Raw genomic sequence first — 26,159 nt, 5'->3', positions numbered from 1 at the left:
AGGGCGGGTCGCCGAGGTCGGCGCGCAAGCGCCGGAGGGGATTTTATTCCCTCCGGCGCCCTCAGATCCGCGGGGCCGCGACCGCTGTGAGGGCCGGTTCGCGGCCTGGTTCGCGGTCCGCGCGCGCGGCGCGTCTCGCGTGCGCCCGGCGTGTCGCCTCGGCCTCGCGGGCGGCGTCGGCCGCGCGGATCTGGCGGGTGATCCTGGCCTCGGCGCGCAGGCCCAGGACGGGGACGAAGGAGAGGATGAGGAGGAGGGCGGAGAGGGCTGCGATGTCCAGGAGAACGGTCATGGGTCAATCGTGCTCGCACCGCTTACCCGCGAACAGTGGCAGGACCGCCGTACTACCGCGACATCCTGCCAAGTGGCATCCTCGGGAGCATGCTGAAGAACGTGGCCGCGGTACTGCTCGACGGTGTCCACCCCTTCGAACTCGGGGTGATCTGCGAGGTGTTCGGCCTCGACCGCAGCGAGGACGGGCTGCCCGTGTACGACTTCGCGGTGATCTCCGGCGAGGGCCCGACGCTGCGCACGCACGCCGGGTTCGAGCTGTCGGCCTCCTGCGACATGGACCGGCTGGACGAGGCGGACCTGATCGCCGTACCGGCCGGGGACTCGTACATCGACCGGGACTTCCCGCCGCAGGTGCTCACGGCGCTCAACCGGGCCGTGGAGCGCGGCGCGACGGTGCTCAGCGTGTGCTCGGGCGTCTTCGTGCTGGCCGCCTCCGGCATGCTCGACGACCGGCGCTGCGCCACGCACTGGCGGCACGCGGAACGCCTCGCGAGCCGGTACCCGCAGATCAAGGTCGAGTCCGACGTGCTGTACGTGGACGACGCGGGGGTGATCACCTCGGCCGGTACGGCCTCCGGCATCGACGCCTGCCTGCACCTGGTGCGCAAGGAGCAGGGCAGCGCCGTCGCCAACGGCATCGCCCGCCGCATGGTGGTGCCGCCGCACCGCGAGGGCGGCCAGGCGCAGTACGTGGACCGGCCGCTGCCGCGCGGGCAGAGCGACACCGTGGCCGGGGTGCTGTCCTGGATGGAACGGCACCTGGACCGCGAGGTGACCGTCGAGGAGCTGGCCGCCCGCGCCCACATGTCGCCGCGCACCTTCGCCCGCCGCTTCCAGCAGGAGACCGGCACCACCCCGTACCGCTGGCTGCTGGGTCAACGGGTGCTGCTGGCGCGGGAGTTGCTGGAGGCCACCGACCACACCATGGACGCCGTCGCGCTCCGCGCGGGGTTCGGGAACGCGGCGACCATGCGGCATCACTTCGCCCGCTGGACGGGGACCACGCCGCAGGGGTACCGGCGCACTTTCGCCTCGCGCTGAGGCGCTGGTCCCCAAGGCGCTGGTCCCCAAGGCGCGGGTCCCCAAGGCGCGGGCCGCACACCACAACGCGGCCTCGCGCCCCCGGGACCCGCCCCCTCGCGCTCTACTACGCCGGTGCGGGAACCGCCTCCTTCGCCGCCTCCTCCGCCTCCACCACGTAGTCGCCCTTCGCCGTCTCGTCCACGCCGTCGGGGGCCTTGAGGGCGCGCAGGACCAGGGTGAGGACGACCGCGACCGCCGCGTTCAGGACGAAGGCGGTGAGGCCGATGTAGCCGAGCTCGCCGATGCCGGGGATCTTCGCGGAGTTGCCGCCGAAGTGCGACTGGCTGGCGCTGGTCTGCTCGTACGCCTTCCACGTGCCGTACGCCATGCCCGCCGCCCAGCCGGCCAGCAGCGCCCAGCGGTGGAACCAGCGGGTGAACAGGCCGCCGACGATGGCCGGGACGGTCTGGAGGATCCAGATGCCGCCCAGGAGCTGGAAGTTGATCGCGACCGTCTTGTCCATCGACAGCACGAAGACGAGCGCGCCGACCTTGACCACCAGGGACGCGGCCTTGGAGACCTTGGTCTCCTGCGCGGGGGTGGCGTCCGGTTTGAACAGGTCCTTGTAGATGTTGCGGGTGAACAGGTTGGCCGCCGCGATCGACATGATCGCCGCCGGGACCAGCGCGCCGATGGCGATGGCGGCGAAGGCCACCCCGGCGAACCAGGAGGGGAACATGTCCTCGAAGAGCTGGGGGATGGCCAGTTGGGCGTTGTACCCCTTGACGCCCTTTCCGACGCCCGCCGCCAGCGCCATGAAGCCGAGCATCGCCAGCAGGCCGAGCATCAGCGAATACAGCGGCAGGATCGTGGTGTTGCGGCGGATGGTGTTGCGGCTCTTGCCGGAGAGCACGGCCGTCACCGAGTGCGGGTACAGGAAGAGCGCCATCGCCGAGCCCATCGCGAGCGTGGCGTACGCCCATTGGGCCTGCGGCGCCGACACCAGTGAGCCGCGCGGCTTGCCGGTGGCGGGGTTGGTCACCTTGTAGGCCGCGTCCGCCTTGTCGAAGATGTCGCCGAACCCGCCCAGTTTGTACGGGATGTAGATGATCGCGACCACGATGACGATGTAGATCAGCGCGTCCTTGACGAAGGCGATCAGCGCGGGCGCGCGCAGCCCGGAGGAGTACGTGTACGCGGCCAGCACACCGAAGGCGATCAGCAGCGGCAGGTCCTTGACGAACCAGTTGGTGGAGTCGCCGCCGCCCACGCCCATCACGTCCAGCACGGCCTGGATGCCGACCAGTTGGAGCGCGATGTACGGCATGGTCGCGACGATCCCGGTGAGCGCCATCGCGACCGACAGGCTCTTCGACCCGAACCGGCCGCGGATGAAGTCCGACGAGGTCACGTACCCGTGCTTGTGCGAGACCGACCACAGCCGCGGCAGGAAGAGGAACACCAGCGGGTAGGTGATGATCGTGTACGGGACCGCGAAGAACCCGGCGGCGCCCGCGGAGTAGATCGCGGCGGGCACGGCGACGAAGGTGTACGCGGTGTAGAGGTCGCCGCCGAGCAGGAACCAGGTCACCCAGGTGCCGAAACTCCGGCCGCCCAGGCCCCATTCGTCCAGGTGCAGGGCGTTCTCCGCGCGTCGCCAGCGGGCGGCGAGGAAGCCCATCACCGTGACCAGGAGGAAGAAGAAGACGCAGACGCCGAGCGCCACGCCGTTCACGTCGTTCGTCACTTGCCCGCACCCCCCTTGCGCGCCCGCTCCTCGCGGCGCACCAGGACGTACGCGGTGTACGTCAGCAGCGCCGCCGCCGGCACCCACGCCATCTGGTACCAGTAGAAGAACGGGATGCCGATGAACCTCGGGGTGAGCCGCGAGTACGAGCTGACCCAGAGCAGCGCCACGAAGGGCGCGACCAGGCATATCCCGGCGATCACGCGCGACGCGGTGACCACCGGCCGCCGCGGCGGTGCGGGGTGTTCCTCAAGTGATAGGTCGTCGGGCATACGTGCGGCTCCCGTCCCCTAGAGCTACGAGTGTGACTCGCGGGAATCTAGGGGAGGGGAGTAGCGCACGTCACCATGTGTGCGGCGATCTCACTCGTGAGAAGTCAAACCGGCGGTCTCAGTCGGTGGGGCGGCTCAGTCGTGCCACGAACTTGTAGCGGTCGCCGCGGTAGACCGAGCGCACCCACTCGACCGGTTCGCCGACGGTGTCGATCGAGTGCCGGGAGAGCATCAGCATCGGCAGGCCGACATCGGTGCCGAGCAGTCCGGCCTCGCGCGGGGTGGCCAGCGAGGTCTCGATGGTCTCCTCCGCCTCGGCCAGCCGCACGTCGTAGACCTCGGCCAACGCCGTGTACAGGGACGTGTACTTGGCGAGGCTGCGGCGCAGCGCGGGGAAGCGCTTGGCCGACAGGTGCGTCGTCTCGATCGCCATCGGCTCGCTGTTGGCCAGCCGCAGCCGCTCGATCCGCAACACCCGGCCGCCGGCCTTCATGTCGAGCAGCCCGGCGAGCCGGTCGTCGGCGGTGATGTAGCCGATGTCCAGGAGCTGGGACGTGGGTTCGAGACCCTGGGCGCGCATGTCCTCGGTGTACGAGGTCAGTTGGAGCGCCTGGGAGACCTTCGGCTTGGCGACGAAGGTGCCTTTGCCCTGGATGCGTTCGAGCCGGCCCTCGACCACGAGTTCCTGGAGCGCCTGGCGGACCGTGGTGCGCGAGGTGTCGAACTCGGTGGCCAGCGTGCGCTCCGGCGGTACGGGCGTGCCGGGGGGCATGGTCTGGGTGATGTCCAGAAGATGCCGCTTGAGCCGGTAGTACTTGGGCACGCGTGCGGTACGGCCCGCGGTGCTCGCGGTCCCCGCCGTACTCTCCGCGCCACTGCCCGCGTCGCTGTCCATGACGTCTACTCCCGACTGCTGTCGTGCTGCCGTCACCGGCTCCTCCGTTATATGCGGCTCACATCGTGGCACGGCCTGACCTGGAGCGGGGAGGCGGTAGTGGTCGCTTCCCGCTCAGGTGTCGGTCCGATAACAGAGCCGACATGGGTTCTTATACACCCTTGACACCCCCAAAGGTCTAGGCCAAGCTCCGGGTACTGGTCTAAACCATTAACGACCAAATCCCAGACCCACGAGCAGGACGCGGCTGCACACGTGTCTCGCGGTAGCCGACATTTCGGGTGGTGGGGGGAGTTTCGGGCATCCTGAGGAGGGTGGCGTGAAGCGCAAGCTCATCGCGGCGATCGGCGTCGCGACCATGATTGCTGGTATTGCGGCCTGTGGGTCGGACAAGAAGGACGACAAGGCCGCTGAGAAGCCGGCCGACCAGACCGGCACGGTGACCGTCTGGCTGATGGCCGAGGCGCAGACCGCCTGGCCCGAGCTGGTACAGAACACCACCGCCCAGTTCAAGGCGAAGTACCCGAAGGTCAACGTCAAGATCCAGTACCAGCAGTGGAGCGACAAGGTCCAGAAGCTGGACGCCGCGCTCTCCGGTTCCAGCGCCCCCGACGTGGTCGAGCTGGGCAACACCGAGACCCAGACGTACATCCTCAACGGCGCTCTCGCCGAGCTGGACAAGAAGACCTTCCAGAACTCGGACACCTGGATCAAGGGCCTCGAGGACACCTGCACCTACCAGGGCAAGCTCTACTGCGCGCCCTACTACGCCGGTGCCCGCGTCGCGATCTACAACACCGCCGACTTCAAGGCCGGTACGGGCTCCGACGCCTTCCCCGCCACCGAGGACGAGCTGACCGCCGCCCTGGACAAGATCGAGGCGAAGAAGGGCGGCGACAAGACGTACTCGCCGCTCTACCTCCCCGGCCAGTACTGGTACGCGGCCATGTCGTACGTGAAGGCGTACGGCGGCCAGATCGCCAAGACCGACGGCAGCAAGTGGACCGCCGACCTGGAGAGCCCGCAGGCGCAGCAGGGCATCCAGCACTTCATCGACCTGGTGAAGAAGTACAACCACGGCGACCAGACCAAGGACGAGGCGGACCACGCCAACGTCATGGCCCACGAGAAGGCCGGCGTCATCTACGGCAACGGCTGGGAGTCCGGTTCGGTCATCACGCCGCCGAACGGCAACGCCAAGCTCAAGGACGTCATCAAGACGGCCACGATGCCCGGCCCGAACGGCAAGGCGCTGCCCTCCTTCATCGGCGGCTCCGACCTCGCCGTGGTCAACAAGTCCAAGGTGAAGGACCTCGCCAAGGAGTGGATCGCGGACTTCACCGACGAGAAGAACGAAGCCGCGCTGGTCACCAAGGCGACGCTGCCGAACAACACCAAGCAGCTCGAGCCGATGAAGGCCGACCCGGCCACCGCCGCCGCGGCCAACGCCGTGCCGGACGCCTGGTTCACGCCGATCGCACCGGGCTGGGCCGCGATCGAGAAGCAGGGCATCCTCAAGTCGATGCTGCTCGACATCCTCAAGGGCAAGTCCGTCGCCGACGCCACCAAGGCCGCCGACGACAAGATCAACTCGCTGATCAACACCGCCTCCTGACACGGCGGTCGTCACCAGGGGAGGGCGGTCCGCGGTCGCGGGCCGCCCGCCCCGGTATCCCGGCATGGACACCGAAGAAAGGTCAGAGCGGATGAGTGCCGCCGACACGCATGCCACCGAGCCGGTGACGGGGGGCCGCCCGCAGATCCCGCCGCCGCGCTCGACCGGTCCGGTCGCCACGACAGCGGGCCGCGCCGCCGGGCGCAACCGGCAGAGCAGATCGCTGCCGTATCTGCTGATCGCTCCGGCGCTGCTGATCATGATCGGCGTGCTGGGCTACCCGCTCGTCGACACCATCGTGCTGTCCTTCCAGGACGAGCGCCGCAACAACCTCTGGAACGGCGTCGCGGCGCCCTGGGTCGGCTTCGACCAGTACAGCTCGATCCTCGGCGACAGCGAGTTCTGGGCCGTGGTGCTGCGCACCGTGGTCTTCGTCGTCGTCTGCGTCGTCGCCACCATGTCGCTCGGCCTGCTGATCGCGCTGCTGATGCAACGGGTCTCCAACTGGGTCCGGGTCACCATGAGCAGCGTGATGATCGCCGTGTGGGCGATGCCGCTGCTGGTCGCCACCTCGGTCTTCAAGTTCATGTTCGACTCCGACTACGGCCTGGTGAACCAGCTCCTCACCCGGCTGCCCGGCGTCGACTACACCCGGCACAACTGGTTCCTCAACCCGACCACCGGCATGGCGATCATCGCCGTCCTGGTCGTCTGGGGCGCCATCCCCTTCATCGCCATCAGCCTGCACGCGGCGCTCACCCAGGTTCCCAAGGAACTGGAGGAGGCCGCGCGGATCGACGGCGCCAAGGGCTTCGGCATCTTCCGCTACGTCACCTTCCCGATCATCAAGCCGGTCTTCGTGATGACCAGCACCCTGTCGGTGATCTGGGACTTCGGCGTGCTCGGCCAGATCCTGCTGATGCGCGGCGGCCAGCCCGAGCAGGACTACCAGACGCTCGGCCTGTACGCGTACACCCAGGCGTTCATCTCCAACTCCTTCAGCCGGGGCGCGGCCATCTCCGTGGTCTCCGTCCTGCTGCTGTCGGGTGTCGCCGTCTACTACCTGCGCCAGCTTCTGAAGATCGGAGAGGTCGAGTGAGCACCGCTGTCAAGAGCGGCCCCGCGACCCAGGGCCCCACGGCCGGAGTCGTCTACCGCACTCCGAAGAAGAAGCGCAACGGCTGGAACGTGCTCGGCCTGATCGTCACCGTCATCATGGGCTTCCCGGTGTACTGGATGGTCATCACCGCGCTCCGCCCGAGCCAGGAGATCCTCAGCTACCACCAGAAGCTCTATCCCAGCTCCGTCACGTTCAACCAGTTCAAGCGCGCGATGGACATGCCCAACTTCTGGGACAACGTCAAGAGCAGCGTGATCATCTCGGCGTGCAGCGTCGTGATCGCCATCGGCATCGGCCTGCTCGCGGCGTACGCCATCGGCCGGTTCAAGTTCTGGGGCCGCCGCGGCCTGGTCATCGCGCTGCTGGTGATCCAGCTCATCCCGGCCACCTCGATGCTGATCCCGATCTACATCCAGCTCAACAAGATGGGCGGCCTCAACCAGTACTGGGGCGTCATCGTCGTCTACGCGGCGAGCACACTGCCCTTCGCCGTATGGATGCTGCGCGGCTTCATCGTCAACATCCCCAAGGAACTCGAGGAGTCGGCGATGGTCGACGGGTGCAGCCAGATGGAGGCGTTCCGCCGCGTCGTCCTCCCGCTGCTCGCGCCCGGCCTGGTCGCCGCGTCGATCTACGCGCTGATGACCGCCTGGAACGAGTACCTGTTCGCCTACGTACTTCTCCAGGACAATGACAAGTACACGTTGAGCATCTGGCTGCTGAAGTTCACCGGACAGCGCGGTACGGACTACGGGGCCCTCATGGCGGGCTCGATCCTGATCGCCCTGCCCGTCGTGATCTTCTTCCTGTTCGTCCAGCGCAAGGTGGCCTCCGGCCTGACCGCAGGCGCGGTGAAGGGATGACCGTCATTACCGTCGACACGCCCGCGGACGTCCTGGCCCGCGACGCCCTCACCGTCCTCCAGCCCGGCTTCCGCGGCACCGAGGCCCCCGACTGGGTGCTGCGGCTGCTCGCCGAAGGGCTCGGCGCGGTCGCGCTGTTCTCCCGCAACATCGAGTCGCCCGAGCAAGTCGCCCGGCTCACCGCCCAGTTGCGCGCGGTACGGCCCGACGTGCTCGTGGCCGCCGACGAGGAGGGCGGCGACGTCACCCGCCTCGAAGCGCGCGGCGGCTCCTCCTTCCCCGGCAACCTCGCGCTCGGCGCCGTCGACGACGTCAAGCTCACCCGGGCCGTCGCCGCCGAACTCGGCCGCAGGCTCGCCGCGTGCGGCGTCAACCTCAACTGGGCGCCGTCCGCCGACGTCAACTCCGACCCCGGCAACCCGGTCATCGGCGTCCGCTCCTTCGGCGCCGAGCCCGAACTGGTCGCGCGCAACACCGCCGCCTACGTGGAGGGAATGCAGTCGGCGGGCGTCGCGACCAGCGTCAAGCACTTCCCCGGCCACGGCGACACCGGCGTCGACTCGCACCACGCGATGCCGCGCATCGACGTCGACCTCGACACCCTGCGCGACCGCGAACTCGTGCCGTTCAAGGCGGCCGTCGCCGCCGGCACCAAGGCCGTGATGAGCGCTCACATCCTCGTCCCGGCCCTCGACCCCGACCTGCCGGGCACGCTCAGCTCCGCCGTCCTCACCGGCCTGCTGCGCGCCCCGCGCGAGCAGGGCGGCCTCGGCTACGACGGCCTCATCGTCACCGACGGCATCGAGATGCAGGCCATCTCCGCCGCCTACGGCATCGAACGCGGCACCGTCATGGCGCTGGCCGCCGGGGCCGACGCGATCTGCGTCGGCGGCGGCCTGTCCGACGAGCAGACCGTGCTCGGCCTCCGCGACGCCATCGTGCGCGCGGTGCGCGAGGGCGACCTCCCCGCCGAGCGGCTGGCCGACGCCGCCGCCCGGGTGCGCGACCTCCAGGTGTGGGCCGCCGAGCGGGCGGCCGCAGCGGAGGGGACCGCGTCCGCCGCCCCGGCAGGGGAGTCCGACATCGGCCTGGAGGCGGCCCGCCGCGCCCTGCGGATCACCCGCCGCGCCGAGTTCACCCCGCTCACCGAGGCGCCCTACGTCGCCGCCCTCACGCCGGTCGCCAACATCGCGGTCGGCGACGTGACCCCCTGGGGCATCGCCGCCGACCTCGCCAGGCTCCTGCCGGGCACGGTCACGGGCACCTACCCCGGCCGCGAGGTGGAGGAGCTGGGCGCCGAGGCGTTCGCCGCCGGACTCCTCGACGAGGCCGGCGACCGTACGATCGTCGTCGTCGTCCGCGACGCCCACCGGCACCGCTGGATGTCCGAGGCGCTCGCGGCGGTCGTCTCCCGCCGCCCAAGCACGGTCGTCGTGGAGATGGGCGTGCCCCAGGCGCCCGCCACCGGCGCTCTCCACATCGCCACCCACGGCGCGGCGCGCGTCTGCGGCACGGCCGCCGCCGAGGCCATCGTGGGCTCCGTCTGACGCGGGCTCCGTCTGACACGACAGAGCGCCGGACGGACTGCGATCAGTCCGTCCGGCGCTCTTTCGCGTTCCGCCTGGCAGGCCCTAGACGCCCTGCCAGGCGGGCTTGGCCGCGAAGGTGGCGCGGAAGTACGGGGCCAGCTTCAGCTTGGAGGCGGCGGCCTCGTCCACGACCACGGTGGCGTGCGGGTGGAGCTGGAGCGCCGAGGCGGGAACGACGGCGGCGACGGGCCCCTCGACGGTCTGCGCGACGGCCTCCGCCTTGCCCTCGCCGGTGGCGAGCAGCACCAGGTGCCGGGCCTCCAGGATGGTGCCGATGCCCTGCGTGATCACGTGGTGCGGCACCTGCTCGATGTCGCCGTCGAAGAAGCGGGCGTTGTCGACCCTGGTCTGCTCGGTGAGCGTCTTGATCCGGGTCCTGGAGGCGAGCGACGAGCAGGGCTCGTTGAAGCCGATGTGCCCGTCGGTGCCGATCCCCAGGAGCTGGAGGTCGACGCCGCCGGCCGCGGCCAGCGCCGCGTCGTACGCCTCGCAGGCGGCCTGCACGTCGTCGGCGGCCCCGTCGGGCCCCATGAAGGACTCCTCCGACAGCCCCAGCGGCTCCACGACCTCCCGCAGCACGACCGAGCGGTACGACTCCGGGTGGCCGGTGGGCAGGCCGACGTACTCGTCGAGCTGGCAGACGCGGGCACGGGCCGCGTCGACGGCGCCCGAGCGGACCTTCGCCGCCAGCGCCTCGTAGATGGGCAGCGGGGTGGATCCGGTGGCCACGCCGAGCAGAGCGTCCGGCTTGCGGCGCAGCAGCGCGGCCATGGCCTCCGCGATCAGCTCGCCGCCTGCCGCGGCGTCCGGGACGATGACAACTTCCACGCTGGGCCTGCCGTTCTGGAGGGGACTTGTGTGGTATAGACCAATCTAGCAGAGCAGGGCCCCGTCGGCGCTGCGCCGGGGCACCTCTGCCCGCCACCGCTCGGGTGCGGCTGCGCGTGGCGCTGAGCCCCTGGGCCACGTGTGCGCGAGGTGGGTGCGCCGGTAGCCAGCGAGCCGAAGGGCGCGCCGGTGTTGAAAGGGAGAACGCGCACAGAGAGCGAGGAACGAGCGAACGAGCACGATCGACTGTCGACACCGGGCTTAAGCGCCCGGAGGCGAGAGGGCGGCAATAAAAAGGGAATTACGGCGCCCCCACAAAAGACGGCTCCCACCCCACGGCGCCCCCACAAAAGAGCCCCCCCGCCCACAAAAGAGCCCCCCGAAAAAACCCACGGGCCGCGGTGCGCAGCGGGGACCCTCAACCCCGCCGGCACCGCAGCCCGGAGCAGCCGTCGGCGCCTGGCCGGCGGGGTGTGCGGTTCCCCCCGGCGCGATGGGCCGACCTTGAGGTCAGGGCGTAGTCAGGGCAGAGAACGCCTTGCCTCGGTCCGTCCTCCTGTGCGGGGAGGACGGAGGTCTGATGCCACGCGTGTACGCGACACACGAGGTGTCACGTTCGACGAGCGGTACGCGCCACGCGTGGTGTCACGCTTCATTGTGGACTAGACCATTCGGCCTTGTCTACGGTTCCCGGCGACGCTTCCTCGCCAGGCCCCCGGCGAGTCGATGCACCCTCCAGCGAAATCATCTCCGAAAACGGCTCGTCCCGCACCCCCCTCCCCGGCCGGTACGCTCACAGGCGTGCCCTCCATGAACGACCTCGTACGCGAGCACACGGCCCTCGACGACTCCGACCTCGAATGGCTTCATCTGCTCGTCTCGGAGTGGCAGCTGCTCTCCGACCTGTCCTTCGCCGACCTCGTGCTGTGGGTCCCCACCCGCGACGGCACCCGGTATGTGTCCGTCGCGCAGATGCGGCCGAACACCGGGCCGACCTCGTACCAGGACGACATGGTCGGCCACCTGGTGCCGCGCGGACGGCGTCCGCTGCTGGACATGGCGCTCGACGAGGGCCGTATCGTCCGCGAGGGCGACCCGGAGTGGCGCGAGGAGGTGCCGGTACGGGTCGAGTCGATCCCGGTGCGCCGCGACGGCCGGGTCCTCGGGGTGATCGCGCGCAACACCAACCTGCTGACCGTACGCACCCCCAGCCGCCTCGAACTCACCTACTTGCAGAGCGCCAGCGACCTGGCCCAGATGATCGCCCAGGGCGCCTTCCCGTTCCCGGCCGAGCAGGTCGACATGGACGCCTCACCGCGCGCCGGTGACGGCCTGATCAGGCTGGACGCGGACGGGCTCGTGCAGTACGCCAGCCCCAACGCCCTGTCGGCGTACCACCGGCTGGGCCTGGCGGCCGACCTGGTCGGCCACCACCTGGGCAAGGCCACCGCGGAACTGGCCCCGGCCCGCGGCCCGGTGGACGAGGCGCTGGTGAAGCTCGCCAGCGGCTGGGCGCCGCGCGAATTCGAGGTCGAGGGCGGCGACGGCGTCATCCAGCTGCGCGCGATCCCGCTCAAGCCCAAGGGCGTCCACACCGGTTCGCTGGTGCTGCTGCGGGACGTGACGGAACTGCGCCGCCGCGAGCGCGAGTTGATGACCAAGGACGCCACCATCCGGGAGATCCACCACCGGGTGAAGAACAACCTCCAGACGGTCGCCGCGCTGCTGCGCCTCCAGGCCCGCCGGATGGACTCCGACAACGCCCGTGAGGCGCTGGAGGAGGCGGTCCGCCGGGTCGGGTCGATCGCCATCGTGCACGAGACGCTCTCCCAGACCCTGGACGAGCGGGTCGAGTTCGACGAGATCGCCGACCGCGTGCTGTCGATGGTCGCGGAGATCTCACCCGGCCGGGTCACCCCGCGCCGCACCGGCCGGTTCGGCATCCTGACCGCCGAGATCGCCACTCCGCTGTCCATGGTCCTGACCGAACTGCTCCAGAACGCGCTCGAACACGGCTTCGGGCCGGGGGAGTCGGGCACGGTGGACGTCACCGCCACCCGCGGGCGGGAGCGGATCACCATCTCGGTGCAGGACGACGGCCGGGGCCTGCCCGACGGCTTCGACGCCCAGGAAGCGGGCAACCTCGGCCTCCAGATCGTCCGCACCCTCGTGGTCGGCGAACTGGGCGGCACCTTCGACATGGTCCCCGCCGAGCCGCGCGGCACCCGCGTCGTCCTCGAACTGCCCCTGGAGAGCTGAGAGTTCGCCCTTCCTGCGCGAGGGCACAGCAAAGGACCCCGACCTGGAAGGTCGGGGTCCTTCATGATGCTGTGTGCTGCGCGTGTTGGTGGGTGCTGCGCGCTGCGGCTCGGGGGGAAGCGGTAAGTGCGCGTCAGGCGCTGGCGTTGCGGGCCCGGTTGCGAGCGGCGCGGCGCTTCATCGCGCGGCGCTCGTCCTCGCTGAGGCCACCCCAGACACCGGCGTCCTGGCCACTCTCCAGCGCCCACTGCAGGCACTGCTCCATGACGGGGCAGCGGCGGCAGACGGCCTTGGCTTCCTCGATCTGCAGCAGCGCAGGACCGGTGTTGCCGATGGGGAAGAAGAGCTCGGGGTCTTCCTCGCGGCAAACGGCGCGGTGACGCCAGTCCATGGCTGCTCCAACTCCTTGTGTGACAAGCACGTTGCTTGTGAATGTGAACGCTTTCACGAATCCCTACGCAGGCAACGGGACGCCGCCCAGTCTTCACTGGTGCTGGTCCCGCTGAGTGAGGTAGAAGATTCGGGCTCTCAAGGGGGTCGTTGTCAGACCGTCCCGAGCGCCACCTAGAGACTCGCAAACCTCGGCTGGAGATACAACCCCTTCAGAGAAGTTTTTTTGGATTCCTCGGTGTCGCCTCGGTCACAGCCGTACTTCCATGGGGTGCAGGGCAGTCTAAACGTTCGAGTAAAAGGACTTTAGGCTCTTCGACTTACACAATCACACGCAGTGCACGGCGTACGCCTGTGAAGGTCGCGCTCGTTCGCAGCCCCAGGTGGTCACCGTCCACCTGGAAGGGCAATGCCGCCTGCGATTGCAAGGTGAAGTCGGTCAGGTCGTGGAGCGCCAGCGCGTTCTTCCCGCGCGGTCCCCGCTCCGGAGTGGAACGGAGCAATTGCGCCGAGTAACGCGTGGCAGAGGCCATGGACATCTTTGTCACGCCCAGCAGATCGAGGGCGGTGTCGAAGGACGCGCCGGGGGAGGCGTACACCGGTCTGTTCCCGAGATAGGTCCACGGCGAGGTGTTGCAGATTATCGCCATCGCGAGCCCCGACACCGGTTCGCCGTCCGGGCGTTGCAACGAGATCGTGCCGTGCCTGCGGTGCGGATCGGCCAGAAACTGACGTGCGACCTGGCGCAAATACAGCGCGTGCGTGGAGCGCTTGCCCAACTCCCGCTGCTGTTCGACCCGTCCGACCACCCCGGCGTCGAACCCCAGACCCGCGCAGAAGGTGAACCAGCGCGGCGGCACCCCTTCGTCCTCGGTGCCCGGCGTCCCGCTCACCAGACCGAGCCCCACCGTCCGCGAGGACCCCTCGCGCATCGCGTCCAGCAGCGCGCCGGTCGCCTCCACCGCGTCGTTGGGCAGCCCGAGCGCCCGCGCGAAGACATTGGTGGACCCGCCGGGCACCACCGCGAGCTGCGGCAGCGCCTCCGGGTCGGGGCCGTGGTGCAGCAGCCCGTTCACCACCTCGTTGACCGTGCCGTCGCCGCCGAGGGCGACCACCAGGCCCACCTCGCCGCCTTCCGCGGCCCGCCGCGCGAGGTCCCGCGCGTGCCCGCGGTACTCGGTCGTCGCGACGTCCAGCTTGAGGTCGCTCGCCAGTGCGGTACTGATCACATCACGCACCCGCGCGCTGGTGGTGGTGGCGGCAGGGTTGACCACGAGGAGAGCGCGCATGGTCGACAGCGTACCTACCGTCTGGTACAGCGGGCTACGCTGGCCGGTGTGAGCCAGCCCTCGAAGAAGACGCGGAAGCCGCCTCAGCGGGTGGCGGAGAAGATGCAGAAGTTCGTGCCGCCGATGCGCGAACAGCCCACCGAGCGCGAGCGGGAGGCAGCCGCCGCCGCGAAGGCCGCCGCCGACGCGGACGCGGGACCGCCGCCGCTGCGGCTGACCGCCGCTGCCGCCGTCGCCGCCGTGGAGGGCCTGGCCGTGCTCGCCTGGGGCGTCACGATGTTCTTCGGCGGCTCGGGCAAGGCCGTGCTCGCCGGGCTGCTCGTCCTCGTCCTCGCGGGCTTTCCGCTCGGCGCCGCGTACGGGCTGCGCAAGGCCCGCCGGTGGAGTCGCGGGCCCGCGCTGATCATCCAGCTCCTGTCGCTGCCGATCGCCTGGACGCTGCTGCACAGCGACGGCGGCGGCTTCGTCGCGGGCGGCGCGGTCCTGGGCGCCCTCGCCCTGACCTGCCTCGTCCTCCTGGCCCACCCGGCCACCACGGACGCCCTGGGAATGAGCCGGACGTCGTCCTGACAGCCGGAGACGTCGTCCTGACGGACCGCGCGTCCTGACGGACCGCGCGCCCCGGCGGTCCGCGGCCGGTCTCTCGCGGGCGTGCGGGTCCCGGTCGCCCGGGCGGGCCTGGTCGTCGGCCGCCCGCCCGGCGAGGGCTACTCCTCGATCAGCAGCTTGTCCCGGAGCTGGGCCAGCGTGCGGGCCAGCAGACGCGAGACGTGCATCTGCGAGATGCCGACCTCCTGGGCGATCTGCGACTGGGTCATGTTGCCGAAGAAGCGCAGCAGCAGAATCGTCTTCTCACGCGGCGGGAGCTGTTCCAGCAGCGGCTTGAGGGACTCGCGGTACTCCACGCCCTCCAGCGCCTCGTCCTCGGAGCCGAGGGTGTCGGCGACGGCCGGCGACTCGTCGTCGGTGTCCGGGACGTCCAGCGAGAGCGTGCTGTAGGCGTTGGCGGACTCCAGGCCCTCCAGCACCTCCTCCTCGGAGATCTTCAGGTGCTCGGCCAGCTCGTGCACCGTCGGCGCCCGCCCGTGCCGCTGGGACAGCTCACCGGTCGCGGTCGTCAGCGCCAGTCGCAGTTCCTGGAGGCGGCGCGGCACCCGTACCGCCCAGCCCTTGTCCCTGAAGTGACGTTTGATCTCGCCGACCACGGTGGGGGTCGCGTACGTCGAGAACTCCACGCCGCGGTCCACGTCGAACCGGTCGACGGACTTGATCAGCCCGATCGTGGCCACCTGCGTCAGGTCGTCCAGCGGCTCACCGCGGTTGCGGAACCGCCGGGCCAGGTGCTCGACGAGCGGCAGATGCATCCGTACGAGCTGATTGCGCAGCTCCGCCCGCTCGTTGGAGCCCTCGGGCAGCTTGCTCAGCTCGACGAAGAGGGCGCGGGCGCCCGCCCGGTCGTGCGGGTCGTGCGCCTCCCGCTGCTCCTCGCGGTCGGCTTCCCCGTCGGACTCGCGGTCGGAGCCCCGGTCGGGCTCCTGGTCGGCTTCCCCGTCGGACCGGGGCTCCGCCTCCTGGCGCGCGGAGGGGGGCCCGGCCGGCTCCGCCTGCTGCTCCGGCGGCGCGTCCCGTCGCTCGGGCGGCTCGGGCTGTCCGGGCCGCTCCGGCTGCTCGCGCTGGTCCTGCTGCTCCATGGGGTCCGCCTGCTCCGCCTGCTGCGCCGCGTCCATTCCGTCCATACGGTCGTCCGTGCGGGTCTCCCCGCCGGGTTCGGGGTGCTGCCTGGCCGTGTGCCGCCGCCCGGCCGGCCCCGCGGGATCGGGTTGGGCCGGTACGGAGGCGCGGCCGTGCACCGCGGGCGACTGACGCGCGTCGTGCGCCTCGTCGTGGCCCGCGGGCGTGCCGGGGTCTTCACCCCGGGATAGCTCAGCGCTCATGGCGATTCCCCGTCTTCCCGCACGCGAGAGTCACGACAGCCCTGGACCGGCGCCGCGCTTCTTGTGGAGGCTGATGCTGACGGTCTTGTCCTCGGCGACGGTGGAGTCCACCTCGCCGGCCAGTGCCGACAGCACCGTCCACGCGAAGGTGTCCCGCTCCGGCGCCCTGCCGTCGGTGGTGGGCGCGGAGACGGTCACCCACAACGAGTCCCCGACGAGCCGGAAGACACAGCTCAGCACGGACCCGGGGACGGCTTGCTGCAACAGGATCGCGCACGCCTCGTCCACGGCGATCCGCAGATCCTCGATCTCGTCGAGGGTGAAGTCCAGCCGTGCCGCGAGTCCGGCCGTGGCCGTGCGCAGCACTGACAGATAGGCTCCCGCCGCGGGCAGCCGGACCTCGACGAAGTCCTTCGACCCGGGCTCGCCTGCGATCTGGGACACCCTCACCTCCACGGTGGCACACAGTGATTGCTCTGGTTCGCAGCGACGCTATCGCGATCCGTACCCCGCTGTCGCCCGGACGGCGCACGGTAGGGGAACGGTACGGTATCCGTATCTCTGTCACCCATGGTAAGCGCACGAGCACGGACCGTGGGTAGTGGTCTGCCGACTCAATTCGCATGAGAATCCGCCCGGTTCACCGAGCGTGCGCCAGCGCGGCCAGTTCGGCCAGCGCCGGGCCGGAAAGCCGCTGTACGGTCCACTCGTCCTGCGGGCGGGCGCCGATGGAGCGGTAGACGCCCAGCGCCTTCTCGTTCCAGTCGAGGACCGCCCACTCGAAGCGCTCGTAGCCGCGCTCCACGCAGACCGCCGCGAGCGCGGCCAGCAGCGCCTTGCCGTGCCCGCCGCCGCGCGCCTGCGGGCGTACGTACAGATCCTCCAGATACAGGCCGGGGGTGCCGGTCCAGGTGGAGAAGTTCCGGAACCACAGCGCGAAACCGACCACGGTGCCCGCGCCCGAGTCCGAGCCCGCGCCCTCGCTTGAGCCGCCGCCCGCACCGTCCGCCACGGGCTTCGCGGGCTCCTCGGCGATCAGCGCGTGCGCCACCGCGTCGGGGCCGAACAGGGCCGCGTGCAACTGCTCCTGCGTGGCCCGCGCCTCCTCCAGCGCCCGCTCGTACTCGGCGAGTTCGCGGATCAGCGCGTGGATCACGGGGACGTCGTCCGGGGTCGCGGTGCGGATCATGCCACCAGGTTACGGCTCGATGATGTGACGCAGGTAAGCGCGGGGGTCGGCCAGATAGCGACGCCAGTGGTCGACGATCGCCAGGTCCTCCCAGGCCGTCTCGCGCACACCGCGCTCGCCCACCTCCAGGACGGCCGCGTCGGGGGTCGCGGTGAGCAGCGGGGAGTGGGTGGCGCAGATGATCTGCGCGCCGGAGCGGCCCAGCTCGTGCATGAGGCCCACCAGGTGCAGACAGGCCGTGAACGACAGCGCGGACTCCGGCTCGTCCAGCACGTACAGGCCCACCGGGTGGCTGAAGCGCTCCCGGAAGGCGAGCAGGAAGCCCTCGCCGTGGCTCATGGACTCCACCGGCAGGAATTCGCGGCCGAGCGCGTCCATCGCGGTCTCGGCGCGCAGGAAGAAGCCGCGGCGGCCGGTACGCGGCCCGCCGAGCATCCGGCCGCCCGCCGCCGTGGTGTCGAAGCGGATGCGCTCGCCGAGCGGGGAGCGGGGGCGGTCCGAGACGTAGCGGTAGCCCGCCCGGCCGCCGTGCGGGTCCAGGCCGAAGCCCTCGGCGATGGCCTCGACCAGCGTGGACTTGCCCGAGCCGTTCTCACCGACCAGGAAGGTGACGGGCGCGGTGAAGCGCAGCCCGTCGCGCAGCAGCCCGGCGACGGCCGGGACCGACCACGGCCAGCGGTCCCCGCGGAACTCGTCGTCGCCCTCGGCGGCGGGGATGTGCGCGTACGCCCTCTCGATGATCATCCGGTCCCTCCGGGGTCGGTGCCCGTGATCACCGCGGCCACCCGGGTGCCCGGCGGGAAGACGCCCTCCTCGGCCAGGGAGTGGACGCCGTGCAGCATCTTCGCCACGTAGACCGGCTCGGGGCGCAGTCCGTGCCGGGCGGCGAAGTCGGCGGCGAAGGCGTCGAGTTCGGGGGTGGTACGGGCGTAACCGCCGTGGTGGAAGCGGTCGTCGAGGCGCCACCGGCCGCGTCGGCCGCCGAACGCCTCCTCCTGGAGCCGCAGCACCTCCGCGGCCAGGAAGCCGCCGCCGCGCAGGACGGTGAAGCCGATCGCCTCCGCCCGGCCGAGCCCGGCCGCGAGCCCGGCCAGGGTGCCGCCGGTGCCGACGGCGACCGCCACCACGTCGGCCTCGCCGTCCAGCTCGCGCCCCAGCTCGGCGGCGCCGACGGCCGCCAGCGCGTTGCTGCCGCCCTCGGGCAGCACATAGGCGGGCCCGAACCGGTCGATGAGCGCGGCCAGCGTCTCGGGCTCGGCCTTGCGGCGGTACGTGGCCCGGTCGACGAATTCCAGCCGCATCCCGTCGGCCGCGGCCCGTGCCAGCGAGGGGTTGAGCGGCCGGTCGGCCAGTTCGTCGCCCCGCACGACGCCGACGGTGCGGAAACCGAGCAGGCGACCGGCCGCCGCCGTCGCCCGCAGGTGGTTGGAGTAGGCGCCGCCGAAGGTGAGCAGCGTGGTGTGCCCGGCCTCGGCCGCCGCGGCCAGATTCAGCCGCAGCTTGCGGTATTTGTTGCCCGGCAGGTCGGGGTGGATCAGGTCGTCCCGCTTGAGCGCGAGCCGCACCCCGAGGGCGGCCAGGCGTTCGTCCGCCACCTCGACGAGCGGCGACGGCAGCCGGGCGTCCAGCGGGTCGGCGGCACCGGAGCCGGTGGATTCCGGGGCGGCGGGCGGCGGAAGGGTCACGCCGACATTGTCACCCGGACGTGTGACATTCGCCGGGGGCGGCCGGGTGCCGCGACGATCCCCTGGCGGCACAAGAGAATCCTCCCGGCAGGTCCCACGCGGAGGATTCACGGTGCATTCTTTCCCCGTGCACGAAAAAGTCCCGGGACGACCGGCCACCAGAGCAGCCAGCGTCACTGCGGCCAGTGACGCCGGTGACGCGCTCACCGCCACGGTGCGGGGGCTGCTGCCCTCGCTCACCCCGGCCGCCGCCAGGATCGCCTCGCTGATCGTGGAGGATCCGGCGCAGGTCGCGCGCAGCACGATCTCCGAGCTGAGCGCCCTGGCGGGCACCAGTGAGTCGTCGATCGTCCGCACCGCGCGGGCGCTGGGCTTCGCCGGGTACCCCGAGCTGCGGCTGGCGCTGGCCGCGTCCGCCGCGCGGCAGGCGCCGCGCTCCACGCTGACCTCCGGGATCACCGAGGACGACTCGCCCGCCGAGGTGATCGCCAAGCTCGTGCACACCGAGTCGCAGGCGGTGCTGGAGACCGCCACGCAGCTCGATCCCGAGCAGCTCGCGGGCGCCGTGAAGGCCGTCTGCGGCGGCGGGCAACTGCACATAGCCGGGGTCGGGGCGTCCGGCCTCGTCGCCCAGGACCTCCAGCAGAAGCTCGCGCGTATCGGGCGGCCCTGTCACGCCCACGGCGACTCCCAGTCGGCGCTCACCAGCGCCGTGCTCCTGGGGGCGGGGGACGTCTTCCTCGCCGTCTCGCACTCCGGCGAGAGCCGTGACGTCCTCGCGCCGTTGCGGCGCGCCGCCGCCGAGGGCGCCACGACCGTGGTGATCACCAACCACCCGCTGTCCACCGCCGCCCGGCTCGCCGATTTCATTCTCGTCTCGGCGGGCCGGGAGACGACGTTCCGTCCCGGCGCCATGGCCAGCCGCATCAGCCAACTGGTCGTCGTCGACTGCTTCTTCGTCTGTGTCGCCCAGCGCACCTTCGACACATCCAGCCGCGCCCTGCGCGTCACACACGCCGCCCTGGAGGGCGACCGCACCGGCTGACCCCGGTGGTGCCGCCCGCCCCGCCGGGCCAGTCCGGTGGTCGCCGGACCACCCGCCGGTGGGGGCTGGTGGCGCAGTTCCCCGCGCCCCTGACGGGGCGCACCGTCTTTCGTCTGGGGGGCGAGCCGATCCTTTAAGGGGCGCGGGGAACTGCGCCACCAGCCACGACGCTTCCGCAGGTCATCGCCCGCCCCGGCGGGGCAGTTTGGTTGTCGCCGGTCCACCGGCCGGTGGGGGCTGGCCGCGCAGTTCCCCGCGCCCCTGAAAAGCCCGGCTTACCCGGGCGGGGAAGGTTGCGCCCCGTAGGGGCGCGGGGAACTGCGCGCTCAGCCGAAGCGCTTCCGCAGGTCACCGCCCGCCCCGGCGGGGCAGTTCGGTGGTGGCCGGACCACCGGCCGGTGGGGGCTGGTGGCGCAGTTCCCCGCGCCCCAGGCGGGGAACTGCGCGCTCGGACATGGCGGGCTGCAAGCCAAGCTAGTGGGCCGGGATGACGTCGACGTCGGCCGCGTTCACGAAGGCGACGCGGTGGTTGTAGACGATCTCGTACACCTTGGTCGTGCCGACGAAATCGTGCTGGTCGTACGGGGCGGAGCCGTCGTAGTAGATGGCGAAGTAGGAGTCGGTGTACTCGGCGGGGCCGGCGGAGACGTAGGACTGGCCGGCCGGGATGGTGTATTTGGCGCGGGCGAGCTGGGCGCGGGGGGCGACGCCGCCCTCGAAGGCCACGAAGTCCGGCGGGTAGACGGAGGCTTCGGGGTAGGCCGTGGTGTAGACGGGGATCGAGGTCTTCCCGGCCTTGGGGACGATGCGGGACGCCTTCACCGGGACGGTGGCCGGGTGTTGCGCGGAGTCCTGGAGCCACGCCTCGGTGCCGCCCCACCAGATCGCGGTCCAGCCGGGCCTGCGCTCGGCGACGACGTACTGCTCACCGGCCGGTGCCTTGTCGCCCCAGTCGTTCATCGCGGTGGTGCCCGCGCTGCCGTCCGGGTGCAGATACGGGTCGGCGACCAGCGGCGCGCTCGTGCTGGGCGCGGTGTGGAGCGGTACGAAGCTCGACGGCACGTCGGTGGACGTCACCGGGCAGTCGAAGGCGCGGTACGGGCCGGGGAACTGCTTGTAGCCCTGCACGTCGTCGCAGTACGTGGTGGTCTGCTTGTTGCGCGCGTAGCCCGGCTTGATGGCGACGACGGCGCTGCCCGGCTTGGCGGTCGCGCGGATCGGCGCGCCGAGCAGGTCGAAGAAGTGCTCCCAGTCCCAGCCGGGTCCGGGGTCCCAGTGCTGGGTGGCGACGCCGCTCTCGGTGCCGCCGGGGATGTTGTCGTGGCCGAGGATGTGCGCGCGGTCCAGCGGGATGTCGTACTTCGCCGCGAGGTAGCGCACGAGCTGGGCGGTGGAGCGGTACAGGTTCTCGCTGTACCAGCTCGCGCCGTGCGTCGCCCAGCCCTCCTGCTCGATGCCGATCGAGTGCTGGTAGAAGGAGCGGTTCGCGCTGTCCCACGCGATGTCCTTGGTGGGGATCATCTGCGTGACGTGGCCGTCCTGCGAGCGGACGACGTAGTGCGCGCCCGCCGCGTAGGTCGGGTCGCGGAAGAGGTCGAGCGTGCCGTCGTACGTCTCGTCGGTGCTGTGCAGCGTGATGTAGCGGACGTCGAGGTTGCCGTGGGGACGGTCGGCGAGGTCGTGGCTGCCGTAGTCCGCCAGGTCCGACGGGTCGAGCAGGGTGTACGCGCCGGGTATGAAGTCGCAGTTCAGCGACGTGGGGCACTCCGGCTTCCGAGAGCTCTTGGGCGGAGTGACCTCCTTCAGGCCCAGCTTGCGCACGTCGTCGCGGTTCGGGCGCAGGTGCCCGGTCGGCGCGAGGGTGATGTGCTGGCCGTCCTGCGTGGTGCGGGTCGCGCCGGCGCGCATCGTGTCCCACACGCCGTCGGCGAAGGTCTGCGCGACCTTGTTCTCGGTCGACTGGCTGTAGCGGGCGGCGGCGGCGTACCAGCCGTCGATGTCACGCGGCAGCCTGCCGTGGCCGTAGCCCTTGGCGTACGAGGCGAGGAGCGCGGCGCCGCCGCGGATGTTCAGGGTCTCGTCGCTCTGCACGGCGGCGGTGTCGGTGCCGAGGAGTCCGGCCGCGACGGCGGCGGTGTGCTCGGCCGGGGCCTTCAACAGGTCGGCGTAGCGCGGCGACTGGGTGGTCAGGCCGTCCGCGTCGAGTTCCCCGGCGGTGAGGTTCGTCAGGTTCATCGGGCCGTATCCGGCCTCGGCGTTGGACTGCCCGGCGTGTGCCTCCCACCGGGTCTCGTAGAACGACACGGCTTCCAGTACGGGCAGCGGTACGCCGAACTCGTGGGCCGCCGCGGTGAATTCCGCCTGCCGGGCGGTCCGCGGGTCGTCCGCCGTGGCGGAGGTCGTGGTGACGGCGGTCACCGAGAGGCCGGCCAGCAGGGAGAGCGCGGCGGCCACGGTGAGGGTTCTGCGGCTGCGCGGTTGTCTGAGCGGGCGGTGCATCCGTGCTCCTCGCGTGTGCGTGGGTCTGCGTGGTGGGGCTGTCGTCCGGGGGTGTTCGGGGGCGTTTGCGGGGGTGTGCGGGGCAAAACTGTCGGGGGTACGTCAAGAAACTGCTCCGCGCAGCCTGTCGAGCCGGACTGGCAGTAAGCAACCACCTGGACGTAAATCTTGGAACTTTTTGCCAGCGCGGCCGGAAATCGTCCTGGCCTTGACGCGTACGTCAAGGTCTAACGTCGTCCGTATGCGCATCGGCGAACTCGCGGAACGGGCGGGCACCACCACCCGGACCCTCCGCTACTACGAGTCCCTGGGCCTGCTGCCGCCGGCCGACCGGTCGGGCAACGGGTACCGGTCGTACGACGAGGAGCATCTGCGGCTGCTGGAGCAGATCCGGGTGCTCCAGGACTTCGGCTTCGGCCTGGAGGAGACCCGGCCGTTCGTGGACTGCCTGCGCGCCGGGCACCCGGCGGGGGACACCTGCGCCGCCTCGCTGGAGGTCTACCGGCGCAAGCTCGCCGAGCTGGACGCGGTCGTCGACCGGCTCCAGGGGGTACGGGCCCAGGTCGCCGCCCAGCTCGCCCGCGCGGAACTGGAGGCCGGGCCGGGCGGGGTGGGGAACGCCGCCGAGCCGATGTGCGAACTGTCCGTCAGTGAAAGGGATTCACCATGACCAGTACCGCCACATCCGTCCCCGCCGTCACCGACGCGACCTTCGCCGCCGAGGTGCTCGGCTCCGACCTGCCCGTCCTGGTCGACTTCACCGCCGACTGGTGCCCGCCGTGCCGGATGATCGCCCCGGTGCTGGCCGAGATCGCCGCCGAGGAGTCGCACCGGCTGCGGATCGTCCAGCTCGACGTCGACACCAATCCGGCGACCCAGGCCGCGTACGGCGTGATGTCGATGCCCACGCTGCTGCTGTTCCGCGCGGGCGAGCCGGTCAAGGTGCTGGTCGGCGCGCGCCCCAAGCGCCGGCTGCTCCAGGAGTTGGCCGACGTCCTGTGAGCGGGCGCCCCGAGACAAAAAGCCCCCGTCCGCCGGTACGGGGGACCTGACGGACGGGGACGTTCTGTGATCGTGCCGGTTTCCTCCGGCGCTACATAAGAGTGCGCCGGACGGCACGATGTGACAGCCCATCGCTGTGGCGCACGCCACATTCTTGAATGATGACGGGGACTAGAAAAACGCCCGCGCTCGGCCGTATGGGTGACGGCCGGGCGCGGGCGGTTGACGCTCCGGGGTGAACCGGGGGGTCAGGCCTGCTTGGTCTCCCAGAAGATCTTGTCGATCTGGGCGATGTAGTCCAGGGCCTTCTGCCCGGTCGCCGGGTCGTTCGACGCCTTCGCCGCGCTGAGCGCCTTGAGGGTGTCGTTGACGAGCTGGTGCAGCTCCGGGTACTTCTCGAAGTGCGGGGGCTTGAAGTAGTCGCTCCAGAGCACCGAGACGTGGTGCTTGGCCAGCTCCGCGCGCTGCTCCTTGATCAGAACGGCACGGGTGCGGAAGTCCGCGTCCTCGTTGGCCTGGTACTTCTCCTGGACCGCCTTGACGGACTCGGCCTCGATGCGGGCCTGGGCAGGGTCGTATACGCCGCAGGGCAGGTCGCAGTGGGCGCTGACCTTGACCTTGGGCGCGAACAGGCGAGTGAACATGGCTGTCCTTCCTCGTGATCGTCTTTCCACGTGGGAGATTACTCCCTGGGAGAGTCGTTTTCTCGGGTGCCCCAGGTGGCTTAGGACAAAAGTCTGGTGCCACTCTGGGGTCGGTGGAGGAACGAACCAGGAGGCGCAGGATGCGGGAGCAGGGGGCCAGGCTGTCGTGGCAGTTGGTCGAGGTCACTGGTCCGTCGATGGCACCCACGCTGCTGCACGGGGACTGGCTGCTGATCCAGCGGATCGCCAGTGGCGCCGAGCAGGTGCGTGAGGGCGACGTGGTGGTGCTGCGGCACCCGTTGCAGCAGGACCTGCTGATCGTCAAGCGTGCCGTGGAGCGGCGCGAGGGCGGCTGGTGGGTGCTGGGCGACAACACGTTCGTCGAGAACGACAGCCGGGAGTTCGGCGCGGTGCCCGACGAGCTGGTCATGGCGCGTGCGCGGGGCCGGTTCCGGCCACCGGGCGAGGTTCAGCGGTCGGTGGCGGGGGCGGCCTCCTGGGCGGCGTCCTGCGTGCGGCTGCTGCGGCCCGACCGGTCGTTCTCCAGGCGCTTGCGGGCCCGGTAGGCCGCGACGTTGGCGCGGGTGGCGCACCGGTCGGAGCAGTAGCGCCGGGAGCGGTTGGTCGACGTGTCCACGTACGCGTTGCGGCACGGCGCGGCCTCGCAGATGCCGAGCCGGTCGACGCCGAGCGTGGTGAGCTGGACGGCCAGGCCCATGCAGGCGGTGGCCGAGTACGACGCGCCGGCGTTCGCCGCGTGGTCGGCGAGGTGCATGTGCCAGTCGGGGCGTCCCGTGGCGTCGTCCGGATAGTCGTGCCCGGAGATCTGCGGGCTGACCGGGAACTCCAGCATCAGCGCGTTGAGCAGGTCCACCGCCCGGACCTCGTCGCCCTCGTCGGCGGCCTCGAAGATCCCGCGCAGCCGGATACGTACCGCCCGCAGCCGGGCCACATCGGCGTCGACCGCCCGCGCGGCGGCCTGCGTACCGGCGCCGATCAACTCCCGTACGGCCTCGACCGAGGTCAGCGCGTCCGTGCCGCGCTTGGGCTCCTCGGTGTTCACGAGGCGCACGGCGTATTCCGAGTAATAAGCCAGTTCCACTTGTGGTCCTTACTGGGGGCGGTCTAGTCTCGGTAATGGCTGAACGGGCTATCAGGGTATTACGAAACGGAGGCTGGTGTGGCTGTGGCGACGGAGAGTGTCTGGCAGGACTGGCAGCGGAGCTGGGACCGCCAGCAGGAGTGGTACATGCCCGACCGCGAGGAACGCTTTCGGGTGATGCTGGACATGGTCGAGGCACTGGTCGGCACCGCGCCCAGGGTGCTGGACCTCGCGTGCGGTACCGGAAGTATCACGGACCGGCTGCTCCGGAGGTTCCCGGCGGCCAGGAGCACCGGCGTCGACCTGGACCCCGCGCTGCTCGCCATCGCGGCCGGTTCCTTCGCCGGGGACGACAGGGTCACCCTCGTGACCGCCGACCTCAAGGACCCGCGCTGGACCGAGAAGCTGCCGCACGACTCGTACGACGCCGTGCTCACCGCGACCGCGCTGCACTGGCTGCACAGCGACGCGCTCCGGACGCTGTACGGGCAGCTCGCCGGACTCGTGCGCGAGGGCGGGGTCTTCCTCAACGCCGACCACATGCCGGACCCGGCGACCCCCGTCCTCAACGCGGCCGACCGCGCGCAGCGGCACGCCCGGATGGACCGGGCCAAGGCCGAGGGCGCCCTGGACTGGAGCCAGTGGTGGCAGCTCGCCGCCGCCGACCCGGTGCTCGCCGAGCCCACCGCCAGGCGGTTCGAGATCTACGGCGAGCACGCCGACGGCGACACCCCGCCGCTCGAATGGCACGCGCGCACACTGCGCGAGGCGGGCTTCTCCGAGGCCCGGGGCGTGTGGAGTTCGCCCAGCGACGCCCTCGTGCTCGGCCTCAAGTAGCCCTGATCGCGCGGGAGTTGACGCCGGGCGTACGACGG

At 70.8% G+C, this 26,159-nt stretch carries 27 protein-coding genes and 1 pseudogene; 12 read left to right on the top strand and 16 right to left on the bottom strand.

What is annotated here, in order from left to right; genetic code table 11:
• Positions 1 to 61: 61 nt before the first annotated feature.
• A complete protein-coding gene (locus ACIOC1_RS07160; RefSeq protein ID WP_391044369.1) occupies positions 62 to 292 on the bottom strand; it encodes a hypothetical protein in 231 nt (76 codons plus the stop codon).
• Positions 293 to 381: 89 nt separating this feature from the next.
• Between ACIOC1_RS07160 and ACIOC1_RS07155 the strand changes: the two genes are divergently transcribed.
• A complete protein-coding gene (locus ACIOC1_RS07155) occupies positions 382 to 1,335 on the top strand; it encodes a helix-turn-helix domain-containing protein (RefSeq protein WP_355347320.1) in 954 nt (317 codons plus the stop codon).
• A gap of 106 nt (positions 1,336 to 1,441) precedes the next feature.
• On the opposite strand, the gene mctP is transcribed toward ACIOC1_RS07155, so the two are convergent.
• From mctP to ACIOC1_RS07140, 3 genes are all read right to left on the bottom strand, one after another.
• Positions 1,442 to 3,064 carry a monocarboxylate uptake permease MctP gene (mctP, locus tag ACIOC1_RS07150; RefSeq protein ID WP_355347317.1) on the bottom strand — a complete coding sequence of 541 codons (1,623 nt, stop codon included), beginning with the start codon at positions 3,062 to 3,064 and terminating at the stop codon, positions 1,442 to 1,444.
• Positions 3,061 to 3,336, bottom strand: coding sequence for a DUF3311 domain-containing protein (locus ACIOC1_RS07145; protein WP_401725560.1), 276 nt, complete (start codon positions 3,334 to 3,336; stop codon positions 3,061 to 3,063). The genes mctP and ACIOC1_RS07145 overlap by 4 nt, the downstream gene beginning before the upstream one ends.
• 118 nt (positions 3,337 to 3,454) lie before the next feature.
• Positions 3,455 to 4,231 carry a GntR family transcriptional regulator gene (locus tag ACIOC1_RS07140; protein ID WP_355347422.1) on the bottom strand — a complete coding sequence of 259 codons (777 nt, stop codon included), beginning with the start codon at positions 4,229 to 4,231 and terminating at the stop codon, positions 3,455 to 3,457.
• Positions 4,232 to 4,550: 319 nt separating this feature from the next.
• Here ACIOC1_RS07140 and ACIOC1_RS07135 point away from each other — a divergent pair, with 319 nt between their 5' ends.
• From ACIOC1_RS07135 to ACIOC1_RS07120, 4 genes are all read left to right on the top strand, one after another.
• Positions 4,551 to 5,846, top strand: coding sequence for an extracellular solute-binding protein (locus ACIOC1_RS07135; RefSeq protein WP_355347311.1), 1,296 nt, complete (start codon positions 4,551 to 4,553; stop codon positions 5,844 to 5,846).
• Between the two features lie 91 nt (positions 5,847 to 5,937).
• A complete protein-coding gene (locus ACIOC1_RS07130; protein WP_355347308.1) occupies positions 5,938 to 6,945 on the top strand; it encodes a sugar ABC transporter permease in 1,008 nt (335 codons plus the stop codon).
• Positions 6,942 to 7,829: an ABC transporter permease subunit gene (locus tag ACIOC1_RS07125; RefSeq protein WP_391044377.1), complete on the top strand. Its 888-nt coding sequence runs from the start codon at positions 6,942 to 6,944 to the stop codon at positions 7,827 to 7,829. Before ACIOC1_RS07130 ends, ACIOC1_RS07125 begins: the two co-directional genes overlap by 4 nt.
• Positions 7,826 to 9,376 (top strand): glycoside hydrolase family 3 protein, encoded by a 1,551-nt coding sequence (locus ACIOC1_RS07120; protein ID WP_355347305.1) that lies wholly within the window; start codon positions 7,826 to 7,828, stop codon positions 9,374 to 9,376. Before ACIOC1_RS07125 ends, ACIOC1_RS07120 begins: the two co-directional genes overlap by 4 nt.
• An 84-nt stretch (positions 9,377 to 9,460) precedes the next feature.
• Here ACIOC1_RS07120 and nagB read toward each other — a convergent pair whose 3' ends face one another.
• Positions 9,461 to 10,246 (bottom strand): glucosamine-6-phosphate deaminase, encoded by a 786-nt coding sequence (nagB, locus tag ACIOC1_RS07115; RefSeq protein ID WP_391161610.1) that lies wholly within the window; start codon positions 10,244 to 10,246, stop codon positions 9,461 to 9,463.
• Between the two features lie 810 nt (positions 10,247 to 11,056).
• Here nagB and ACIOC1_RS07110 point away from each other — a divergent pair.
• On the top strand, positions 11,057 to 12,505 hold the full coding sequence (locus ACIOC1_RS07110; RefSeq protein ID WP_355347416.1) for a histidine kinase N-terminal domain-containing protein: 1,449 nt from the start codon (positions 11,057 to 11,059) through the stop codon (positions 12,503 to 12,505).
• 133 nt (positions 12,506 to 12,638) lie between these two features.
• Here ACIOC1_RS07110 and ACIOC1_RS07105 read toward each other — a convergent pair whose 3' ends face one another.
• Entirely contained in the window at positions 12,639 to 12,896 is a 258-nt protein-coding gene (locus ACIOC1_RS07105) for a WhiB family transcriptional regulator (protein WP_031520293.1), read from the bottom strand.
• A 319-nt stretch (positions 12,897 to 13,215) separates the two neighbouring features.
• The gene (locus ACIOC1_RS07100) at positions 13,216 to 14,184 is read right to left on the bottom strand and encodes a diacylglycerol kinase family protein (protein ID WP_355347298.1); all 969 of its coding nucleotides are present in this window, start codon (positions 14,182 to 14,184) and stop codon (positions 13,216 to 13,218) included.
• Positions 14,185 to 14,232: 48 nt separating this feature from the next.
• Here ACIOC1_RS07100 and ACIOC1_RS07095 point away from each other — a divergent pair, with 48 nt between their 5' ends.
• A complete protein-coding gene (locus ACIOC1_RS07095) occupies positions 14,233 to 14,754 on the top strand; it encodes a hypothetical protein (RefSeq protein WP_401852470.1) in 522 nt (173 codons plus the stop codon).
• A gap of 137 nt (positions 14,755 to 14,891) precedes the next feature.
• On the opposite strand, the pseudogene ACIOC1_RS07090 reads toward ACIOC1_RS07095, so the two are convergent.
• The 6 genes and pseudogenes from ACIOC1_RS07090 to ACIOC1_RS07065 form a co-directional block, all read right to left on the bottom strand.
• A pseudogene (locus ACIOC1_RS07090) lies at positions 14,892 to 15,653 on the bottom strand (RNA polymerase sigma factor SigF); the annotation flags it as partial.
• Positions 15,605 to 16,096 (bottom strand): PT domain-containing protein, encoded by a 492-nt coding sequence (locus ACIOC1_RS07085; protein ID WP_401725611.1) that lies wholly within the window; start codon positions 16,094 to 16,096, stop codon positions 15,605 to 15,607. The gene ACIOC1_RS07085 and the pseudogene ACIOC1_RS07090, both read right to left, overlap by 49 nt.
• 52 nt (positions 16,097 to 16,148) lie before the next feature.
• A complete protein-coding gene (locus ACIOC1_RS07080; RefSeq protein WP_188283433.1) occupies positions 16,149 to 16,562 on the bottom strand; it encodes an anti-sigma regulatory factor in 414 nt (137 codons plus the stop codon).
• Positions 16,563 to 16,758: 196 nt separating this feature from the next.
• Complete coding sequence (locus ACIOC1_RS07075) at positions 16,759 to 17,307, bottom strand: GNAT family N-acetyltransferase (RefSeq protein WP_401852468.1); 549 nt, start codon at positions 17,305 to 17,307, stop codon at positions 16,759 to 16,761.
• A gap of 9 nt (positions 17,308 to 17,316) precedes the next feature.
• The gene (locus tag ACIOC1_RS07070; RefSeq protein WP_401852465.1) at positions 17,317 to 18,051 is read right to left on the bottom strand and encodes an AAA family ATPase; all 735 of its coding nucleotides are present in this window, start codon (positions 18,049 to 18,051) and stop codon (positions 17,317 to 17,319) included.
• The gene (locus ACIOC1_RS07065) at positions 18,048 to 18,992 is read right to left on the bottom strand and encodes a 1-aminocyclopropane-1-carboxylate deaminase/D-cysteine desulfhydrase (protein WP_401852463.1); all 945 of its coding nucleotides are present in this window, start codon (positions 18,990 to 18,992) and stop codon (positions 18,048 to 18,050) included. The genes ACIOC1_RS07070 and ACIOC1_RS07065 overlap by 4 nt, the downstream gene beginning before the upstream one ends.
• 127 nt (positions 18,993 to 19,119) lie before the next feature.
• On the opposite strand from ACIOC1_RS07065, the gene ACIOC1_RS07060 reads away from it, so the two are divergent.
• A complete protein-coding gene (locus ACIOC1_RS07060; protein WP_355347285.1) occupies positions 19,120 to 20,037 on the top strand; it encodes a MurR/RpiR family transcriptional regulator in 918 nt (305 codons plus the stop codon).
• Positions 20,038 to 20,511: 474 nt separating this feature from the next.
• Here ACIOC1_RS07060 and ACIOC1_RS07055 read toward each other — a convergent pair whose 3' ends face one another.
• Positions 20,512 to 22,536 carry an N-acetylmuramoyl-L-alanine amidase gene (locus ACIOC1_RS07055; protein WP_401852461.1) on the bottom strand — a complete coding sequence of 675 codons (2,025 nt, stop codon included), beginning with the start codon at positions 22,534 to 22,536 and terminating at the stop codon, positions 20,512 to 20,514.
• A 241-nt stretch (positions 22,537 to 22,777) separates the two neighbouring features.
• Between ACIOC1_RS07055 and ACIOC1_RS07050 the strand changes: the two genes are divergently transcribed.
• Both ACIOC1_RS07050 and trxA read left to right on the top strand, forming a co-directional pair.
• Positions 22,778 to 23,206 carry a MerR family transcriptional regulator gene (locus ACIOC1_RS07050; RefSeq protein ID WP_391161600.1) on the top strand — a complete coding sequence of 143 codons (429 nt, stop codon included), beginning with the start codon at positions 22,778 to 22,780 and terminating at the stop codon, positions 23,204 to 23,206.
• Positions 23,203 to 23,538 carry a thioredoxin gene (trxA, locus tag ACIOC1_RS07045; RefSeq protein ID WP_355347276.1) on the top strand — a complete coding sequence of 112 codons (336 nt, stop codon included), beginning with the start codon at positions 23,203 to 23,205 and terminating at the stop codon, positions 23,536 to 23,538. Before ACIOC1_RS07050 ends, trxA begins: the two co-directional genes overlap by 4 nt.
• Positions 23,539 to 23,786: 248 nt before the next feature.
• On the opposite strand, the gene sodN is transcribed toward trxA, so the two are convergent.
• Complete coding sequence (gene sodN, locus ACIOC1_RS07040; protein ID WP_355347273.1) at positions 23,787 to 24,182, bottom strand: superoxide dismutase, Ni; 396 nt, start codon at positions 24,180 to 24,182, stop codon at positions 23,787 to 23,789.
• A gap of 140 nt (positions 24,183 to 24,322) precedes the next feature.
• Between sodN and sodX the strand changes: the two genes are divergently transcribed.
• Positions 24,323 to 24,748: a nickel-type superoxide dismutase maturation protease gene (gene sodX / locus ACIOC1_RS07035; RefSeq protein WP_355347270.1), complete on the top strand. Its 426-nt coding sequence runs from the start codon at positions 24,323 to 24,325 to the stop codon at positions 24,746 to 24,748.
• Here the strand turns inward: sodX and ACIOC1_RS07030 are convergent.
• Complete coding sequence (locus ACIOC1_RS07030) at positions 24,652 to 25,284, bottom strand: CGNR zinc finger domain-containing protein (protein WP_401306459.1); 633 nt, start codon at positions 25,282 to 25,284, stop codon at positions 24,652 to 24,654. The two genes, sodX and ACIOC1_RS07030, sit on opposite strands and share 97 nt — an antisense overlap.
• Before the next feature lie 78 nt (positions 25,285 to 25,362).
• Here ACIOC1_RS07030 and ACIOC1_RS07025 point away from each other — a divergent pair, with 78 nt between their 5' ends.
• Positions 25,363 to 26,121: a methyltransferase domain-containing protein gene (locus ACIOC1_RS07025; RefSeq protein ID WP_391044393.1), complete on the top strand. Its 759-nt coding sequence runs from the start codon at positions 25,363 to 25,365 to the stop codon at positions 26,119 to 26,121.
• Positions 26,122 to 26,159 lie beyond the last annotated feature (38 nt).

It is taken from the genome of Streptomyces sp. NPDC088197, from assembly GCF_044741185.1.
GTDB lineage: Bacteria > Actinomycetota > Actinomycetes > Streptomycetales > Streptomycetaceae > Actinacidiphila.
Note: the sequence above shows the minus strand (reverse complement) of the source record. Positions and strands in the feature narration are given on the sequence as shown.